An 18,573-nucleotide genomic window follows, 5' to 3' on the forward strand; every position below is an offset into this window, starting at 1 on the left:
TGGGGCAAAGGGCCGTCGGCATGTGTCGGCGGCCTGCTCTTTTCGCGAGCGCGAATGCATCTACTCACATGAGGAGGAACCATGGGCAAGGAGCTTTTCGAGAAATACGGCATCAGACAGCTCGGGTATAGCGTGGAGAGTATCGAGGAGACGGCACAGCTGTATCACGATCTCTTCGGCGCAGGCCCGTTCATCGACATGGGTGTGAACGCCCCAGAGAGCTGCAAGATTCGTGGCGTCGAGCAGCCAGTCAAGATGCGCACGGCAATCGGGTACCTCGGCGACATGGAGATCGAGCTCATCGAGGACAAGAGCGATTGTCCGAGCCCGTACTCCGAGGCGGGGCGTTACGGCTTGCATCACTACTGCATCTGGGTCGACGACGTGCAGGAGGCAGTCGACGAATTTGCCGCTGCCGGCATCGAGGTCGCCATGGACATGGTCTCGGGCTCCGGGATGCGCGTGGTCTACGTCGACGCACGCGAACAGCTCGGGCAGTACATCGAGATCAATCCGCCGCTCGAACAAGTGCGGCAGATGGGCATGGGCGTGCACCAGAAGTGGCCGGATGACGTCGCCCTCGTGGGCATTCAGGACGTCATGGCGATGATGGGACGCTAGATTCGCATGGCAAAAGCCCGTTTGCGTGAAATACCAGTCGTGGCCATCGATCGGAGCTCGGGAGCATTCCTGGGCTCCGATGGTCGTCGTTACTACGAGGTGGAAGCTGACGTCTTCGTGCTCGATGGCATCGTCGAGGAAGGCGTCATCGCGTGTCACGGCTCGGGGTCGCACGGAGGGCACATCGTGCTCAAGCCGTTTTACGAGCGACGCGATGGCGCGTGGGTGAACATGTACTCCGGCGCCGTCGCGCGCGGGAAGAATCGCGAGAGATGAGGGAGCAATATGGTTAACCAGGGGGATCGCGTTATCGTCGAGTATCGCGGCAAACTCGATGACGGCACGGAGTTTGCGAGCACGAAGGCCCAAGATGAGCCGCTCGAGTTCGTGGCGGGAAGCGGCGTCGTGCTGCCCGATTTCGATTATGCCGTGATGGGCATGAAAGTGGGCGAGACGCGCAGCATTCACATCCCGGCTGATCGCGCCTACGGGCAGCGCGACGAGGCCCTCGTCATCTCGATGCCCGTGACCTCGCTTCCCAATGGCGAGGCACTCCCGGTGGGCGCGATGCTGGGCATCCAGACGCCCGAGGGCGATGTCATGCGCGTGCGCGTGCTCGAGGTGGGCGACGAAGAGGTGGTGCTCGATTGCAATCACGAGCTCGCAGGCCAGAACCTCAACTTCGACATCACCTTAGTCGATGTCGTGAGCGAGACGCCCATCGAGCATGAGCTGCATCCCGAGGGGTGCACGTGCGGCTGCGACAGGCTACAGGAATCGCTTGCTGCTGGCGAGCACTGATGCGAAGTCATGGCCTAGGGCATAGGAGGAGCGTGCTCCTTGGGTAGAGAATAGAGTCGAGGGGGACGACTATGGGGGATGCGAAGAGCGCGATAATTTCGAGCCTGAAAGAGCTGGTCGAGGAAAGGCCCTACACGAGCATAACCGTATCGGACATATGCCAAAACGCCCACGTCTCCCGTAAGTCTTTCTACAACATGTTCGAGAACAAGGACGATGTCCTGTCCACGATTTTCAAACAGGATGTCATCGAGCCCATCGAAAGCCTCAACGTGGCACTGACGCAAAAGCAGGCATTTGACATGAGCATGCTCTTCTATGAGAAGGTTTACGAGAAAATCTACGAATCCGCCGCTTTCTACGGCAAGCTCCTTGGCCCCATGAGGGGCAGGGATGATACGTTCATCCGCATCGCGACCTACGCCATCTACGATCTTAACATCGACATTCTCACTTCCTACGAGTGGATGGGAGACATCCGGAAAGCCGATTACACCGCCTACTTCTTCGCCTCGTCCCAGGCCATGTTCATACAGAAGTGGGTGAGCGATGACTTGCCCTATACGCCCCGTGAGCTTGCCAAGCTGTATGACGAGATGACCCGGCAGTTCTGGTTGACGACATTCCCACCATCGACCAAGGACTAATCCAGGGTGAGGAAACAAATCGCCTAATCTGTGCCAATCGGGTGCGGATGATCGCGATGTGTTCCCCAAACGTGCCCAGCGGTTCCAGCTGCCCTGGCATTGTTCCCAATTCAGAATCATTGCAAATTGAATAGACCGGCCACTTCGCCCATCTTTGAAGATGTCGAGCTGGGGGGCCCGACGCATGCGCGCATGTCCCTTCGTTTCACGAGAGGGACAGCGCGGGGTTCGGGAATCGACATGCACCCAAATCACAAGGACATGGAGAGGAAAGGCGATGGAAATGAAGGATCCCTTTGACCTGACGGGGCGCGTTGCCCTCATCACGGGCGCGAGCTCCCATGGAATCGGGAACGAGTCGGCAAAGGTCCTCGCCGAGCACGGTGCCAAGGTGTTTCTCACGGCGCGTCGCGAGGACAAGCTGCAAAAGGCGGTCGAGGAGATCGAGGCAGCCGGCGCCAGTGCGGAATACCGCGTCACCGACGTCTCGAACGAGGAAGATTGCAAGGCCGCCATCGAGGAGTGTGTCGCCACGTTCGGGCGTCTCGACATCATGGTGCTTTCCGCCGGAATCTCGGGGCTTTCCGTTTCGGGCGGACTCGAGACAGCGTTTGATACGGACAACTGGCGCAAGGTCCTGGGTGTCAACCTGGATGGCGTCATGTTCATGATCAAGCATGGCTGGGAGGAGTGCGCCAAGAACGACGTCGGCGCGATTATCCCCGTTGCCTCGCTTGCCGCGTGGAAGGCCGCGGGTTCGGTTGCCTACACGGCTACCAAAGGCGCCATACGCGCGCTCACGCCATGCATCGGCAAGCTTTTGGCTCCGGAGGGCGTGCGCATGAACACGCTGTATCCGGGCTTCATCGAGACCGACATGACGCACCCCGAAGGATCGGATGACATCTTCCAGAAGATTGCGCCGGGGATTCTGGCGAAGATTCCCCTCGGTCGCACGGGAAAGGTGTCCGACTGCGCGAACGCGGTGCTCTATCTTGCCTCGGATGCGTCCAGCTTCATGACTGGACAGCATCTTGTGGTCGATGGCGGAGAACTCTGTTAACGAATGGGACAAGGTGGGATTACAAGAAGGGAGAACCTGATGGATCAGGTTAAGGAGGAGCCGAGAAATCCGTTTCTGGACGCTCCGAACGCAAAGAAGATGATGACGGTCATAGGCCTCTATCTCGCCGTCATCGCAAACATGCTCGTATCGAATACGAACTCGGTCATGCTGCCCGCCGCAGCAGCCGACATCGGCGGCATGGACATCTACGGTCTTGCTCAGGGAGTCAGCGGCATCATCGGCGTCTGCGCCATGCCCATCTACGGCTTCATCGGCGCGCGCAACCCGGCCTCCAAGCGGCTGCTTGCCGGCGGCTCGCTCGTCGTGGGCGCTCTGGTGCTCCTCATCCGCGGCATCGCGACCAACATGTTCATGATCATCGCCGCGAACATCTTCTGGGGCTTGGTGAGCGCCGGCGTCTTCGCCATTGGCTTCACCATGATTCGCGACATATACGATAAGAAGCAGGCGGGCTTGTACCTCGGCCTCGTGGGCACGATGATGTCCATCGGCATCCTTGCCGGACCCTTCGTGGGTGGCCTGGTCATCGACCAGATCGGCTGGCGCGTGTGGTGCTTCATCCTCTTCGCCTTCCTCGCCCTGGGAGCGATCCTCATTCTCATGGGCGTCAAGGTAAAGAAGGAGGAGGTCGCATTTCTGGCCGTTAAGGGCGGTAAGTTCGACTTCGCCGGTGCCGCAGTCATCACCATCTTCCTGGGTTGCCTCATCATCGCGCTTTCCATGGGCAGCAGCTACGTCAAGTTCGGCACGCCGCTCAACACGGGGCTGCTCATCGTGTCCGTCATCGCGCTCATCGTGCTCGTCTTCATTATCAGGAAGAAGAAGGACGACGCCATCGTTCCGCTCAACGCCCTCAAGGATCGCAACACGCTCGTGCTGACGGGCTCGAACTTCCTGCATAACTTCGGCGCGATGTCGATTTCGTTCTTCATCCCCGGCTTCATCATGCGCACACTCGCGACCGACCCCATCGTGCAGACGATAGGCCCCGCGCTTGCCGGCGGTCTGTCGACTTCGCTCATGGCCGTGCTCGGCCTGTTCCTCGGGCCCGTGTTCGGCAGGATCATTGCCAAGCAGAACACGGCGAAGTGGGTCATGACCTTTGGCAACGTGTGGCGTGTTCTCATCATGGGCGCCTTCGTGCTCGTGCTCGTGCCCGGCGTGCCCGTGTGGGTCATCTACATTCTCACCTTCCTGGGCGGCTTCTTCAACTCGCAGCAAACCGTCACGCAGTCCGCAGCACCGCAGATTATGCTCAAGGCCAATCTGCGCACGCTCGGCAACTCCGTCATCCAGCTGGGCCAGAACCTTGGTGCTGGCGTGGGCATGGCGGTCTTCACTCTGCTTGTGGCGATGGACCCGGCGACGGGCATGCGTCTGTGCATGATCGTCTCGCTGGTCGCCTGGATTGTCCTGCTCCTCATCACGTTCCTCCTCAAGAAGCCCACCGAGGCTGAGGCGGATGCCGAGTAGGTTATTTGATTTTCGATCAAGGGGCGGCCGTTCGTGCTTGCGGCCGCCCGGATAGGTGGGTAACGAGATGAAAAGATTGCAAGTCGTGGCAGGCGGAACATCGGGCATGGGCCTTGCCACTGCCAAGGCGCTGGGCAAGTTTGGCCCCGTGCTGGTAGGAGGACGCAACGAGAAGCGCCTTGCCGATGCCGTCGCCAAACTCGAAGCCGACGGCGTCGAGGCCTACGGGAAGACGGTCGACATCGCCGATCGCGCCTCTCTCGACGAGTTCGCGGCCTATGCGGTCTCGATTGCGCCGTTGGGAAACGTGGTGAACGCCGCGGGCGTTGATACGGGCGGTGGTGACCTCATCGTCAAGGTCAACATGGTGGGAACGGTCAATTTCGTCGAGGCGTTCCTGCCCTATCTCGAAGAGGGCTCGGCTTTGGTGAACTACTCGTCTATCACGGGATACTTCGTGCAGCCCACGCCCGAGGAGCGCGAGATTTGGGACGATCCCAACAACCCTGCGTTCTTCGACAAGGTCAAGGCGGCCATAGATGCGCGTGAGGTGCCCGAGGCCATGCGTGCCATGGGCGAGGACTACCAGTACTATCCGATATCCAAGACCTTTACGCAGTATTACACGCGTGCGAACACGCGGCGGTTCGGGAAGAGGGGCTGCCGCATCTTCTCCATCGCGCCAGGGGCCTTTGACACACCCATGTTGCGCGAGGCATCCGAGGAGACGGTCGCCGGCATCGAACGTGGCACTGCGTTTGGCCGTCTGGGAGATTCTGACGAGATGGCCGAATTCATCGTGCGCATGCTCGAACCCGGTTTGGAGTATCTGACGGGCGTCGACCTCATCTTGGATGGTGGCAAGTTTGGCATGACGATGGCAAAGCAGCTCGACTAGATTTCATTGCATGAGGCGTTTAATCCTTGTGCAAGAAGAAAGGACATGCATGACCATGAAAGATTACTCGACTTATTTCGAAGGCAAGGACTGGGTGCACCAACTCGGCTTTTGCGCACCTGACTGGCGCGCGTTCATGACCGCCCATAACCGCCTGTTCGGGTCCGGGCCGTTCTTCTACACGACCAACACCTTTGGCAAGCTGCTCTATCACGGCGAGGAGGTCGATTGCGAGGGATTGGAGTTCCATGCCTGCTACGGCGCGTGGGGTAGCCACTCCATAGAAGTCGTGACGCAAAACGATTGGTCAATCCCCACGATGTTCACCGAGCTCAACAAGGAGGAAGAGCCCGGCCTCAACCACGTGCACATCTTCGTGGACAGCCTGGCCGAAGCCCAGGACGCTTGCGATTTCCTCGGCATCGACGTGATCACGGTTGGCTATCCCGACCTCGAGAACGCGCTCGAGAAGGCGCGGGCGACGGGCACCGACGAGGCAATGGTGCGCGCCAACGCGGGCAAGCCCTCGTTCATGGTTGCCGATATGCGCAAGGATCTGGGCTTTGCCGTGCAGTTCGTCGAGCCGCGTGCCAAGAACCTCCACGATGCCATCATCGGTGCCCGCGAGAAGTGGGACGGTTCGCAAGAAACGATGTTCATCCCCATGGGCGGAAGGTGATTTTCCTATCCTTGCCGGGGGGATGTCTGGGATCCTCCGGCAGGCGATATGCCCATTTCCGAGGCGTGCCATGGATTAATCCCCCTACCCTCAGGTTCATGGCGCGCCGCTCTCTCGAGAAGACCGAAGCCGGTGGACTTCGGTCTTCTCGCGTTTGGGGCTGTGGGCACGAATCGTTGCTACCAACATGCTGAAGGGATCGAAAGCCCCCTTGGCCCTCGACCCCTTCCATGCCGGTGCAACTCACATTGCCCCGCAAGGATACCAACCGTGCGTTGCGGTGCGATGACGGCGTGCTTACCGTGGCGTTTCAGATGGGGCGACCGTTTTTTTGAGACGCCCTGTTCGGGACACTCATCAGCTCAAGAATCGATTTATGCATGTCGATTATGGAGCTCTCGAAAAAGACGGAACAGTTTTAAGTGCAAGCAGTGCGTTCCCAAAGTGCAAAAGTTGCACTTTGAATTGCACTTTGGGAGAACTCGCGGTACTTCGTCTGATTGCAGATAACCCACGAATAACGCAGAAGGGCCTCGCTGCGGTGATTGGCATCTCTGAGAGGACAGTTAAGACGCGTACTGTCGAGCTGCAGGCAAAGGGACTATTGCAACGTGAGGGTGGACGACGTAATGGCGAATGGGTTATCCCGTCCGCGATTCGCGGTGAAATCGACGCTGCTAGATAGTGAGATTTCTCGACTGCGCCGCCTTCGGCGGCTTCGCTCGAAATGACAGGACCCCATCGTGCATGAGACGGGGTCCTGTTTTGCTCGGTATGTCGAAATCTGACTACACGATCGTGGCGTGGATGTCCTGCAGCGACATGACGCTTGCCTCGCTCGCGTCCTTGACCGCCTGGATGCCCAGCGCGCTTGCCATGGCGGCGGCGAGCGTGGTCATGTAGGGCACGTGCGCCTTGATGGCCGCCTTGCGGATGTAGCTGTCGTCGGCGGCGCTTTCCTGCGTGGAGGACGGCGTGTTGATGACGAAGTCGATTTCGCCGTTGGTGATGGCGTCGAGGATGTCGGGCCTTCCCTCGCCCTGCTTGTTGATGGTGTCGCAGGCGATGCCATGCTCCCTGAGCATCGCACCCGTGCCCGCCGTGGCGACGATGGAGAAGCCGGCACGCTCGAACTCGCGGGCGACGTCGACGGCCTCCTCCTTGTCACGGTTGTTCACGGTGATGAGCACGGTGCCCGAAAGCGGCAGCACCGTCTGCGTGGCCTCCTGGGCCTTGAAGAACGCCTCGCCAAAGTTGCCGGCCAGGCCCAGGACTTCGCCAGTCGAGCGCATCTCGGGGCCGAGGACGGGGTCGACCTCGGGGAACATGTTGAACGGGAAGACGGCCTCCTTGACGCCGTAATGCGAGAAGGCCTTCTCGCGCAGCTCGGGAACGGGGCTGGGACGACCCGTGATCTCGCCGGTGATGACGTCGGTGGCGACCTGCACCATCTGGATGCCGCAGACCTTGGAGACGAGCGGTACGGTGCGGCTTGCGCGCGGATTGGCCTCGAGCACGTAGACGGTGTCGCCCTCGATGGCGTACTGCATGTTCATGAGGCCGCAGACGTGCATGGCCTCGGCAATCTTGCGCGTATAGTCCTTGATGGTGGCGAGGTGCTCCTCGGAGATGTTGAGGCTCGGCAGGATGCAGGCCGAGTCACCGGAATGGATGCCCGCGAGCTCGACATGCTCCATGACGGCGGGCACGAAGGCCAAGGTGCCGTCGCAGATGGCGTCGGCCTCGCACTCGAGCGCGTGCTGCAGGAAGCGGTCGATGAGGATGGGACGGTCGGGGGTGACGCCCACGGCGGCGGCCATGTACTGGCTCAGGGTCTCGTCATCGTAGACGACCTCCATGCCGCGCCCGCCCAGGACGTAGCTCGGGCGCACCATGACGGGATAGCCGATCTCGTGTGCGATGTTGAGGGCGTCCTCGACGGTGACGGCCATGCCCGCCTCGGGCATGGGGATGCCCAGGCTGTCCATGACCTCACGGAAGCGGTCGCGGTCCTCGGCCAGGTCGATGATCTCGGGACTGGTGCCCAGGATGTTGACGCCGGCAGCCTTGAGCTCGCTCGCGAGGTTGAGCGGCGTCTGTCCGCCAAACTGCGCGATGACGCCGACCGGCTGCTCCTTCTCGTAGATGGAGAGCACGTCCTCGGTGGTGAGCGGCTCGAAGTAGAGCTTGTCCGAGGTGTCGTAGTCGGTCGAGACCGTCTCGGGGTTGCAGTTGACGATGATGGTCGAGAAGCCGAGCTTCTTGAGCGCGAAGGCCGCGTGTACGCAGCAGTAGTCGAACTCGATGCCCTGGCCGATACGGTTGGGGCCACCGCCCAGGATCATGATCTTCTTGCCAGGAGCCGGCTCGCTCTTGTCGGGTGCGTTGTAGGTGGAGTAGAAGTACTCGGAATCGGCCGTGGAGCTCACGTGCACGCCCTCCCACGCCTGCTTTATGCCGGCGTCAAGGCGCGCCTCGCGTATCTGGGTCTCGGGTAGGTGCAGAAGCTGGGCCAGGTAGCGGTCGGCGAAGCCGTCGCGCTTGGCGCTGGCAAGCTCGTCGGCGGGTAGCATCTGCGCGGGATGCTCGGCGGACCAGGCGATGATACGCTCCTCGGCATCGACGAGCTCCTTCATCTGCTCGATGAAGTAGGCCTTGATCTTGGTGAGCTCGTGGAGCTGCTCGACCGTCGCGCCCTTGCGCAGCGCCTCGTACATCTGGAACTGGCGATCGGGCGTGGCGAAGTTGAGCAGCGTGAGCAGCTCGTCGAGGGTCTTCTCGTTGTAGTCCTTCACGAAGCCCAGGCCATAGACGTTCTTCTCGAGCGAGCGGATGGCCTTCTGGAAGGCTTCCTTGTAGGTCTTGCCGATGGCCATGACCTCACCCACGGCGCGCATCTGCGTACCCAGGTGGTCCGAGACGCCCTTGAACTTCTCGAAGGCCCAGCGCGCGAACTTGACGACGACGTAATCGCCATCCGGATAGTACTTGTCGAGCGTGCCGTATTTGCCACAGGGGATTTCGTCGAGCGTCAGGCCGCTTGCGAGCATGGCCGAGACCAACGCGATGGGAAAGCCCGTGGCCTTTGAGGCAAGTGCCGACGAGCGCGAAGTGCGCGGATTGATCTCGATGATGATGTCGCGATCGCTCACCGGATCATGCGCCCACTGGACGTTGGTGCCGCCGATGACGCCGACCTTGTCGACGATCGCGTAGCTCTTCTTTTGCAGGCGGTCGATGACCTCTTGCGAGATGGTCTGCATGGGGGCGGCGCAGAACGAGTCGCCCGTGTGCACGCCCATCGGGTCGATGTTCTCGATGGTGCAGACGGTGATGAGCTGGCCCTTGGCGTCGCGGACGACCTCGAACTCGAGCTCCTCCCAGCCCAGGACGCTCTCCTCGACGAGCACCTCGGTGACCGGGGACGCGGCCAGACCGCGTGCGACCGTGGTCTTGAGCTCGTCGATGTTGTAGACCAGGCCACCGCCGGTGCCGCCCATGGTGTAGGCGGGGCGCAGCACGCACGGGTAGCCGAGCTCCTCGGCGATCTCGACGGCTTCCTCGACCGTATGCGAGACGCGGCTGCGGGCCATCTCGATGCCGAGCTCTTCCATCGTGTTCTTGAACTCCTCGCGGTCCTCGCCGCGCTTGATGGCATCGATCTGGACGCCGATGACCTTGACGCCGTACTTGTCGAGGATGCCCGCCTCGGCAAGCTCGCTCGAAAGGTTGAGACCGGACTGGCCGCCCAGGTTGGGGAGCAGCGCGTCAGGGCGTTCGAGCGCGATGATTTGCTCGAGGCGCTCGACGTTGAGGGGCTCGATGTAGGTGCGATCGGCGATGTCGGGGTCGGTCATGATGGTGGCCGGGTTGGAGTTGACGAGGACGATCTCGTAACCCAGCGAGCGGAGCGCCTTGCACGCCTGCGTGCCCGAATAATCGAACTCGCACGCCTGGCCGATGATGATGGGGCCGGATCCGATGATCATTACCTTATGGATATCGGTGCGCTTGGGCATGAGATCGCCTTTCTGCGAGAGCTTACAATCCTAGATATGATACCGCGCGCGCTGGCTCCCGAATCGCACAATCTGCGGATGCAGTATGCGTATCGGGGGACGGGACTGGGCCCCCTGTCATTTCGAGCGCAGGCGCGAAGCGCCGAAGTCGAGAAATCCCGCCCTTCGCGTTTTGACGTCAGCGGCGGGAGAGATTTCTCCACTCCGCGGCCCCGTGGCCGCTCCGGTCGAAATGACAGGGGCCGGGCCCGCGGCCGCTCCAGTGCGTCCATTTTTCTTCTCCCACGATCAGGGGCCCAGTCCCTGCTGGTATACTTCTGACCACGGCTGAGGAGGGGGATCTCCGTGAGAAACGTGTTCCGAGAGGCGCTGGAAAACGGTGAGTTCGTCGTCACCTGCGAGATGATTCCGGGGCGTGGCGCCTTCGAGGCCTACCAGGAGGCTGATCACCTCAAGATGAAGGCCATCTGGGAAACCGGCCTCGTGCACGCCATCTCGATCACCGATTGCCCGAGCGGCAACCCTGCCATCAGCCCGCCTACCGTGGCGCGACGTTTCGCGCGCGAAGGGATTCCCTCGATCGTCCACTACACGTGCAAGGACCGTTCGCGCAACATGATGCAGGGCGAGCTCTACGCGATGCAGCTGCGCGGTCTCGAAAACCTGCTCATCATGTCGGGGGATTACCAGGGCTCCGGCTTCGAGGGGGCGGGTCGTCCGGACTTCGACCTCGATCCCGCCAACGCCCTGCGCCTCGTGAACGCCATGAACGAGGGCCTCGTCTACCACGGCCGCGATGGCGATGTGCGCGAGACTCCTGCGCATTTCTTCCCCGGAGCCGTCGTCAATCCGTATAAGTACCGCGAGGGCGAGAGCATCCCGCAATACCTCAAGCTGGAGAAGAAGCTCATCTGTGGCGCGAAGTTCATCATCCAGCAACTGGGGTTCGATGCGCGCAAGATGCAGGAGCAGCTCTTCTACGTCGAGGAGCGTTGCTACAACGTGCCCATGATCGCCAATATCTTCATGCTTACCAAGAGTGCCGCGCAGCTCATGCGCAAGGGGGCGATTGCCGGTTGCGTCGTCACCGACGAGCTCATGGCCGAGCTCGAGGAAGAGGCCGCAATCGACGCACAGAAGCCTGGCTACGCTCGCGGCAAGCGCATCGAACGCGCTGCCAAGCAGATCGCCATCGCTCGCGGATTGGGCTATGCGGGCGTGCATATCGGCGGCGTTGGTCTGGATGCGGACACCGTCACCGAGGTGCTCGAACGGTCGAGCGCCTATGAGGATGACTGGCAAGCCTGCGTCCGGGAGCTCTCCTATGGTAAGCCCGGCGGCTTCTACCTCTACGAGCCCGAGCTCGACGAAGACGGCAAACCCACCGGACTCAATACGCATGAGCACGCCACGCTCGACGAGGACATATCTGGTCGCAAGCTCTTCAAGGGTTATGGCCTATCGCGTCTTTTCCACAAGCTTGCGCTCGCGCAAGAATACGATGACGAGGGGAGCGTTGTTGGCCGCTCTGGTTTGAACGGCATGCTCGCCTGGAACATGGACCGGCTGGACCGCAAGAAGGGCGTCAACCGCGCTCATGGTTTCGAGCACACGTGCAAGACCTTCCTCTACGGTTGCATCGACTGCGGCGACTGCGGCCTGGAGTCCGTCGCCTACAGCTGTCCGATGGCTTCGTGTCCCAAGAGCGAGCGCAACGGCCCGTGCGGCGGCAGCATGGATGGCTACTGCGAGGTCTATCCTCCCACGAAGGAGGGCGGAACGCGCTTTTGCGTGCATTACATGGCGTACCATCGGCTCAAGCGCGCCGGCAAGCTCGACGAATACACGAGCTTCATCACGCCGCCCAACGACTGGACTTACTGGCAGCGCAGCGCCTGGAGCAACTACACGCACGGGCGCGATAACTGCGCCAAGCGTATCCCCATCGACATCGGTTTCGACGGTAGCCCGGGCGGCTTGCCGAAAGACGAAGCGGAATAGCGACGCCCCAGCATTTTGCTGGGAAAAACACGTATCATCTATGCAGAATGTCGGTTGCGTCGCATCATGCGCGCAAGGCAAGATGAGAAGGCGCGCGGGTTCGTCGCAAGACGGGGCCGCGACGAGGAGAAGGAGAGGCACATGCCATCTGACATCGAAATCGCGCAGGCTTGCGAGATGGAGCCCATCGTCGAGGTTGCCGCGCAGGCGGGTATCGACGAGAAGTACCTCGAGCCCTATGGCAGGTACATGGCCAAGGTCGACAACATCTCGGTGCTCAAGGATTACGCCGACAAGCCGGACGGCAAGCTCATCCTCGTGACGGCCATCACGCCGACGCCGGCGGGCGAGGGCAAGACCACCACGTCCGTGGGCCTGGCCGACGGCATGCGCCAGATCGGCGAGGACGTGATCGTCGCGCTGCGCGAGCCCTCCTTGGGGCCCGTCTTCGGCATCAAGGGCGGAGCTGCCGGCGGCGGCTATGCCCAGGTCGTGCCGATGGAGAACATCAACCTGCACTTCACCGGCGACTTCCATGCCATCGGTGCTGCCAACAACCTGCTCGCGGCCATGCTCGACAACCACATCCAGCAGGGCAACGAGCTCAACATCAATCCCAAGTCCATCACCTGGAAGCGCGCCGTCGACATGAACGACCGCCAGCTGCGCCACATCGTGGATGGTCTGGGCGGCGAGAAGCAGGGCGTACCGCGCGAGGATGGCTTCCAGATCACGGTCGCCTCGGAGATCATGGCGATCTTCTGCCTGGCCACCGACATCGACGACCTCAAGGCGCGCCTGGCCCGCATCGTCGTGGGCTACACCTACGATGGCAAGCCCGTCACGGCTGCCGACCTCAAGGCCGTGGGCGCCATGGCCGCGCTGCTCAAGGACGCGCTCAAGCCCAACCTCGTGCAGACGCTCGAGCACACCCCGGCGCTCGTGCATGGTGGCCCGTTCGCGAACATCGCGCACGGCTGCAACTCGGTCATCGCCACGACCACGGCGCTTAAGCTCGCCGACTACGTCGTGACCGAGGCCGGTTTCGGCGCCGACCTGGGTGCCGAGAAGTTCCTCGACCTCAAGTGCCGCTTTGCCGGCGTGTCGCCCTCGGCCGTCGTCGTGGTTGCCACGGTGCGCGCGCTCAAGATGCACGGCGGCTTGGCCAAAGACGAGCTGGGAACCGAGGATCTCGAGGCTCTCGAGCGCGGCCTGCCCAACCTGCTGCAGCACGTGAGCAACATCCAGGACGTCTACAGCCTGCCGGTCGTCGTGGCCATCAACGCCTTCCCGACGGATACTCCTGCCGAGCTCAAGCTCGTTGAGGAGAAGTGCGCCGAGTTGGGCGTCAACGCAGTGCTCTCCGAGCATTGGGCCAAGGGCGGCGCGGGTGCCATCGACCTGGCACATGCCGTGGTCGATGCCTGCGAGATTCCCTCGCAGATGACGTACTCGTACGAGCTCGAGGGTACGTCCATCGAGGACAAGCTCGAGGCCGTCGCGCGCAAGGTCTACCACGCCGACGGCGTCGACTTCGTGGAGAACGCCCCGGCCCAGCTCAAGGTGCTCAAGGAGCAGGGCTTCGGTGATCTGCCGGTGTGCGTGGCCAAGACGCAGTACTCGTTCAGCGACAACCCGGCCCTGCTGGGTGCGCCACGCGACTTCCGCATCTCCGTGCGCAACCTCACCGTGTCTGCGGGCGCGGGCTTCATCGTGGCATTGACCGGCGACATCATGACGATGCCGGGTTTGTCCAAGGTGCCGAGTGCCGAGAAGATCGATGTTGATAGCGATGGAAAGATCACGGGGTTGTTCTAGATGACGAAGAGCGTCGAGCTGAGCTGCGAGGAGTTTGTCGAGGCGCTGTCCTCGAGCCAGCCGGCCCCCGGTGGCGGGGGAGCGGCCGCCCTCGTGGGCGCCATCGGCGCGGGCCTGGGCCATATGGTGGGTGCGCTCACCGTGGGCAAGCCCAAGTACGCCGATGTGGAACCCGAGCTGCTCGAGCTCATGCTCGATGCCGATGACGTGCGAGCGCGGCTGCTCGCGCTCGTGGAGGCGGACGCCGAGGCGTTCGTGCCGCTTTCGGCCGCCTACGGGCTGCCGAGCAATACCGACGAGGAGAAGGCGCACAAGGCGCAGGTCCTGGAAGCGCGCCTGCGCGATGCCTGCGCGGTCCCGCTCGACATCATGCGCGCATGCGCTCGCGCCATCGAGCTGTGCGAACGCTTCGCCGCGCTGGGAAGCCCGCTCGTTGTCTCGGACGCGGGTTGCGGTGTCATCACCTGCAAAGCGGCCCTGCAGGCGGCGAGCCTCAACGTCTTCGTGAACACGCGGCTCATGAAGGACCGCGTGCACGCCGAGGCCTGCGACGCGCAGGCACGCGAGCTGCTCGATGAGTACCTGCCGATGGCAGATTCCGTGTTCGCGAGCGTGGAGGAGCGATTGCGATGAGTGCGACGATACTCGAGGGACCGGCTGTTGCCGAGGCAATCAGCGTCGACGTGATGCAGCGCGTCGAGGCGCTCAAAGAGCAGGGCGTGACGCCGCAGCTCGCCATCATGCGTGTGGGCGAGCGAGCCGATGACCTCTCGTACGAGCGTGGCGCATGCAAGCGCGCCGAGCTCGTGGGCGTTGCGGTGCGCAATCTCGTGTTCGACGAGGACGTGACGACCGATGAGCTCGTGGTGGCTGTCGAGGCCGTCAACGGTGACGACACCATTCACGGCCTGCTCATCTTGCGGCCATTACCCGCGCATATCGACGAGGAGCGCGTGTGCAACGCGCTTGCGACCTACAAGGACGTCGATGCATGCAACGAGCGCTCGCTCGGCGCCATCTTCACGGGAAGCGGACTGGGGTTCGCGCCGTGCACGGCGCAGGCCTGCATCGAGATCCTGGACCACTACGGCATCGAGATCGCGGGCAAGCGCGCCGTCGTCATCGGACGCAGTCTCGTGATTGGCAAGCCGCTCGCGATGCTGCTGCTCGAGCGCAACGCGACCGTGACCATCGCGCATTCGCGCACGGCCGAGCTCGAGAAGCTCACGCGCGAAGCCGACATCGTCGTGGCCTGCGTGGGTCGTGCCCTCATGATCGGCAAGCCGCACGTCTCGACGGGGCAGGTGCTCATCGACGTCGGCATCAACGTGACCGAGGACGGTGCGCTCGTGGGTGATGTCGCTTTCGACGAGGTGGTCGATGTCGTCGAGGCCGTCACGCCCGTGCCGCGTGGCGTCGGCTCCGTCACGACGAGTGTGCTGTGTAAGCACGTGGTACAAGCCACCGAGCGCATGTTGGTGTAGTATTCCCCTGTAAAAAAATGTGACAGCGAGCGGGGCCGAGAAATCTTGGCCGAGGCGTTTTTGTGCAGCGAGGGAGGAGATCTCTCCACTTCGCCTCCTTCGGAAGCTTCAGTCGAGATGACATTACGGGCGTTTCCCTTTTTGCTGGTCACACAGGGGGAGGTGGCCGTGTCGGGTGCGAAACGGGAACATATGAAACAACGGCTGTGGACGGGTGATTTTACGCTCATGCTCGCCATTGCGTTTTGCGCGTTCGTCTCCTGTCAGGCCCTCAACAACGGCACGCCGCTCTACATCACGCGCATCGGGGGCTCGACGGGCTTTGCCGGTGCGCTCATCCTCGACTTTTCGATTGCCGCGGCCATTGCGCGCCTGTTCGCCGGTCGCGTCATCGACCGTATGGGACGCAAGCGCATCATGGTCGTTGGCGCGCTTTTGCTCATCGCGGGCTCGGCGCTTGCCATTCCGTTACCCGGCTTTTACCCGCAAATCGTGCTGCGCGCGCTGCAGGGCATCGGCTTTGCGTGCGTGACGACGGCGAGTGCGACGGCAGCTGCCGACGTTTTGCCTTGCGAGCGATTGGGCGAGGGCATCGGCTATTACGCGCTCGGACAATCGCTTGGCATGGCGTTTGGTCCGGCCTTCGGTATATTTCTTTGCTCGCTCGCCTTTACCGAGAGCCTGTTTGTCGGCGTTGCCGGCGTGGGTGCAGTGCTTCTCATCCTTGTCATGTGCTGCAACTACGAGAAGCACGTCGAGCGCCTGCCCGAGACCTCGGAGTATCGTGTGCTCGAGGAACGTCGTCGCCGTCTTGCCGAAGAGGCGGACAGCGGGGACATCGAGGCCGTCATCGAGGAGGTCGAGGACGCGGATCGCTATCGCGGGCTTGCGGCGCTTTTCGAGAAACGCGCGCTCGTCGGCGCCTTGCCGATGGTCGTCATCTGCCTCGGCTTCGCGATCCCCGTGAGTTATACCGCGCTGTATGCCCAATCACTGGGGCTTTCGAATGCCGGTATGTTCTTCTTCGTGGGTGCCATTGCGATGACGGCCTCGCGTTTTTTGGGTGGCCGCCTACTCGACATCATGCCACCGCGCGTTCTCTTCCTGTTGACGAACTTGTGCGGTATCGCGATGTTTCTCGTCATGGCGTTCGTGCATGCCGAATGGATGCTCTATGTCGGAGGGTTCTTCTTCGGCCTGTCTATGGGTTTCGCGTTTCCGCTGCTCAACTCGATGGCGGTCAAGAACACGCCGCCCGAACGTTGGGGTGCGGCCAATGCCGTGTTTCTCCTCGCCAATGACATGGGTGTCGGGCTGGGAGCATCGCTGTGGGGATTCGTCGCCGATTCCGTCGGCTTTCTTCCCGTCATGTTCGGCGGTGCAGCCATGTTCGTCATCGGCTATGCCATCGCGCTCGTCGTGTTCCCGCGAAAAAAATAGCGCTAGAACAGGCCCATCATTTGCCAGAACGGTACGGCGATGAGCAGGCAGACGATGGCGATGGCGGTGTAGAGGATGCAATATTCGGCAAGTTTGGAGTTCTTCGCCATCTTCCCGTCGACGCTGTAGAAAGCCGCCAGATACACGGGATTCTGATATTGCACGAACCAAACGTTGATGACCGTGTAGCTTGCCATGCCTATGACCCAGGGATTGATGTCGAGCGTAATCGCAATGGGAATGACAAAGGCGAGGAAGATGTTGATGAAAGCGGTTTGGGAGACGATGAGGAAGCGTGCCGCGATCGTGATCAAGGCGATGCCGACGACGAGCATGTAGGGATTGTCTGCGAGTGCCATGACGAGGGGCGTGAACTCGGCGACGATCCATTCGGTAATGCCGGCTTGGGCAAAGACATCGCCCAGACCGAGCACGACGCCAATGAAAATGAGCGACTCCCAGCCCACGCCTGGCCCGAAGTTTTTCTTGTTGATGATGCCGCAGGCCGTCATCGCGACGAGTGCGCCGACGGCCGGAATCCAGGCGGCCATGCCGTGAAGGCTCTGGGTGACCCAAAGTGCAACGGTCACGGCCGTGATGATGGCCATGCGGCGCTCGTCGAGGCTCATGCGGCCCAGCTCGCGACGTTTGGCCATGAGCTCGTCTTCGCTCGGCTCGGATGCGGCTTCGGAGTTAGGCTCGGAATCGACGGTTGCATCTTTGCGTCGCGGACGGTAGATCAGGGCCAGGGCCATGAGGTTGAGTACAACCATGGGGACGAACCAGGGAAGCGCGCTTACGAACCAGTGGACAAAATCGAACTGCGCCTGGACCTGAGCTGGATAGATTGCAAGGAGGGTATAGCCAACGATTGAAGAGCTGATGAAAGCAGGCGCGGCGGTCTGAACGCCGGTGAACATGGCGAGGAACAGGCCAGTCGCCTGCCGGCCCTGACGGCGGTAGCCGCGCAGGTCGCCCACCTCCATGGCTAGCGGCGCGAGCAGCGAGGCCTTGGCGGCCATGGACGGGATGAGCGGACCGAGAATCGTTCCGCAGGCGAAAAAGCCGATGATCTGAGCGGTGAATGACGAGGGAAAGCGGCTCACGATGGCGAGCGCCATGCGCTCGAGCAAGCCGGTCTCCTTCATTCCGAGGCCGATGGAAAACGCTCCGACGAGCAGCCACCAGATGGGGTTGGAGAAGAACGAGAAGCCCGATGTCGCCGGTATCTGGCCGATGAGCGCGAAGAGCGCCACCATGATGAGTGCCGTGGCGAACTCGGGCAGAACTGCACAGATCCACCAGACGATAGCGCCCGCGAGGATGGCGAGCACGAAGCATCCCTGCTCGCCGAGCCCTTCAGGGCGAAAGAGGAGCGCCATGAGCACGGTGACGATGACACCGGCGATGGCACCGACGATGCGCTTGATGCGTTGCCTGTGAGCTGCCTTGTCCACGTCTTCCCGCGCTTTCCCGATTGACCTGATTGGCTACAGAATAGCTCTCTTGGGTATTTGATACCAACATGGCACCAAAGTCGAATTTCGCTGGGGTAATATGGCTCGTTGCAGGAGCCGCCATGCGGGCGGTGTGAAACGTGAGACA

Annotated in this window: 15 protein-coding genes; 13 read left to right on the plus strand and 2 right to left on the minus strand. The window is 61.8% G+C overall.

Going from position 1 to position 18,573, the window contains the following annotated elements:
* The first annotated feature begins 81 nt into the window (after positions 1-81).
* The 8 genes from OIM11_03545 to OIM11_03580 all read left to right on the plus strand — a co-directional run bounded on the left by OIM11_03545 (position 82) and on the right by OIM11_03580 (position 6,206).
* On the plus strand, positions 82-621 hold the full coding sequence (locus OIM11_03545) for a VOC family protein (protein ID HJJ00205.1): 540 nt from the start codon (positions 82-84) through the stop codon (positions 619-621).
* 39 nt (positions 622-660) lie between these two features.
* Positions 661-897, plus strand: coding sequence for a hypothetical protein (locus OIM11_03550; protein ID HJJ00206.1), 237 nt, complete (start codon positions 661-663; stop codon positions 895-897).
* A gap of 9 nt (positions 898-906) precedes the next feature.
* Positions 907-1,422, plus strand: coding sequence for a peptidylprolyl isomerase (locus OIM11_03555; protein HJJ00207.1), 516 nt, complete (start codon positions 907-909; stop codon positions 1,420-1,422).
* 71 nt (positions 1,423-1,493) lie between these two features.
* Positions 1,494-2,069 (plus strand): TetR/AcrR family transcriptional regulator, encoded by a 576-nt coding sequence (locus tag OIM11_03560; GenBank protein ID HJJ00208.1) that lies wholly within the window; start codon positions 1,494-1,496, stop codon positions 2,067-2,069.
* 277 nt (positions 2,070-2,346) lie between these two features.
* On the plus strand, positions 2,347-3,132 hold the full coding sequence (locus tag OIM11_03565) for an SDR family oxidoreductase (GenBank protein ID HJJ00209.1): 786 nt from the start codon (positions 2,347-2,349) through the stop codon (positions 3,130-3,132).
* Positions 3,133-3,171: 39 nt separating this feature from the next.
* The gene (locus OIM11_03570) at positions 3,172-4,629 is read left to right on the plus strand and encodes an MFS transporter (protein HJJ00210.1); all 1,458 of its coding nucleotides are present in this window, start codon (positions 3,172-3,174) and stop codon (positions 4,627-4,629) included.
* A gap of 67 nt (positions 4,630-4,696) precedes the next feature.
* Positions 4,697-5,527 (plus strand): SDR family oxidoreductase, encoded by an 831-nt coding sequence (locus OIM11_03575; GenBank protein HJJ00211.1) that lies wholly within the window; start codon positions 4,697-4,699, stop codon positions 5,525-5,527.
* Between the two features lie 49 nt (positions 5,528-5,576).
* Positions 5,577-6,206 (plus strand): hypothetical protein, encoded by a 630-nt coding sequence (locus OIM11_03580; protein ID HJJ00212.1) that lies wholly within the window; start codon positions 5,577-5,579, stop codon positions 6,204-6,206.
* Between the two features lie 788 nt (positions 6,207-6,994).
* Here OIM11_03580 and carB read toward each other — a convergent pair.
* Positions 6,995-10,225: a carbamoyl-phosphate synthase large subunit gene (carB, locus tag OIM11_03585; protein HJJ00213.1), complete on the minus strand. Its 3,231-nt coding sequence runs from the start codon at positions 10,223-10,225 to the stop codon at positions 6,995-6,997.
* 345 nt (positions 10,226-10,570) lie between these two features.
* Here carB and OIM11_03590 point away from each other — a divergent pair, with 345 nt between their 5' ends.
* From OIM11_03590 to OIM11_03610, 5 genes are all read left to right on the plus strand, one after another.
* Positions 10,571-12,226: a methylenetetrahydrofolate reductase C-terminal domain-containing protein gene (locus OIM11_03590; GenBank protein HJJ00214.1), complete on the plus strand. Its 1,656-nt coding sequence runs from the start codon at positions 10,571-10,573 to the stop codon at positions 12,224-12,226.
* A gap of 141 nt (positions 12,227-12,367) precedes the next feature.
* Positions 12,368-14,044, plus strand: a complete 1,677-nt coding sequence (locus tag OIM11_03595; protein HJJ00215.1) for a formate--tetrahydrofolate ligase — start codon at positions 12,368-12,370, stop codon at positions 14,042-14,044.
* Entirely contained in the window at positions 14,045-14,677 is a 633-nt protein-coding gene (locus tag OIM11_03600; GenBank protein HJJ00216.1) for a cyclodeaminase/cyclohydrolase family protein, read from the plus strand.
* Positions 14,674-15,528 carry a bifunctional 5,10-methylenetetrahydrofolate dehydrogenase/5,10-methenyltetrahydrofolate cyclohydrolase gene (locus OIM11_03605; protein ID HJJ00217.1) on the plus strand — a complete coding sequence of 285 codons (855 nt, stop codon included), beginning with the start codon at positions 14,674-14,676 and terminating at the stop codon, positions 15,526-15,528. The genes OIM11_03600 and OIM11_03605 overlap by 4 nt, the downstream gene beginning before the upstream one ends.
* Positions 15,529-15,720: 192 nt before the next feature.
* Positions 15,721-16,968 carry an MFS transporter gene (locus tag OIM11_03610; GenBank protein ID HJJ00218.1) on the plus strand — a complete coding sequence of 416 codons (1,248 nt, stop codon included), beginning with the start codon at positions 15,721-15,723 and terminating at the stop codon, positions 16,966-16,968.
* A 2-nt stretch (positions 16,969-16,970) separates the two neighbouring features.
* Here OIM11_03610 and OIM11_03615 read toward each other — a convergent pair whose 3' ends face one another.
* On the minus strand, positions 16,971-18,425 hold the full coding sequence (locus OIM11_03615) for an SLC13 family permease (GenBank protein HJJ00219.1): 1,455 nt from the start codon (positions 18,423-18,425) through the stop codon (positions 16,971-16,973).
* Positions 18,426-18,573: the final 148 nt, after the last annotated feature.

Source organism: Coriobacteriaceae bacterium, assembly GCA_025992705.1.
GTDB lineage: Bacteria > Actinomycetota > Coriobacteriia > Coriobacteriales > QAMH01 > QAMH01.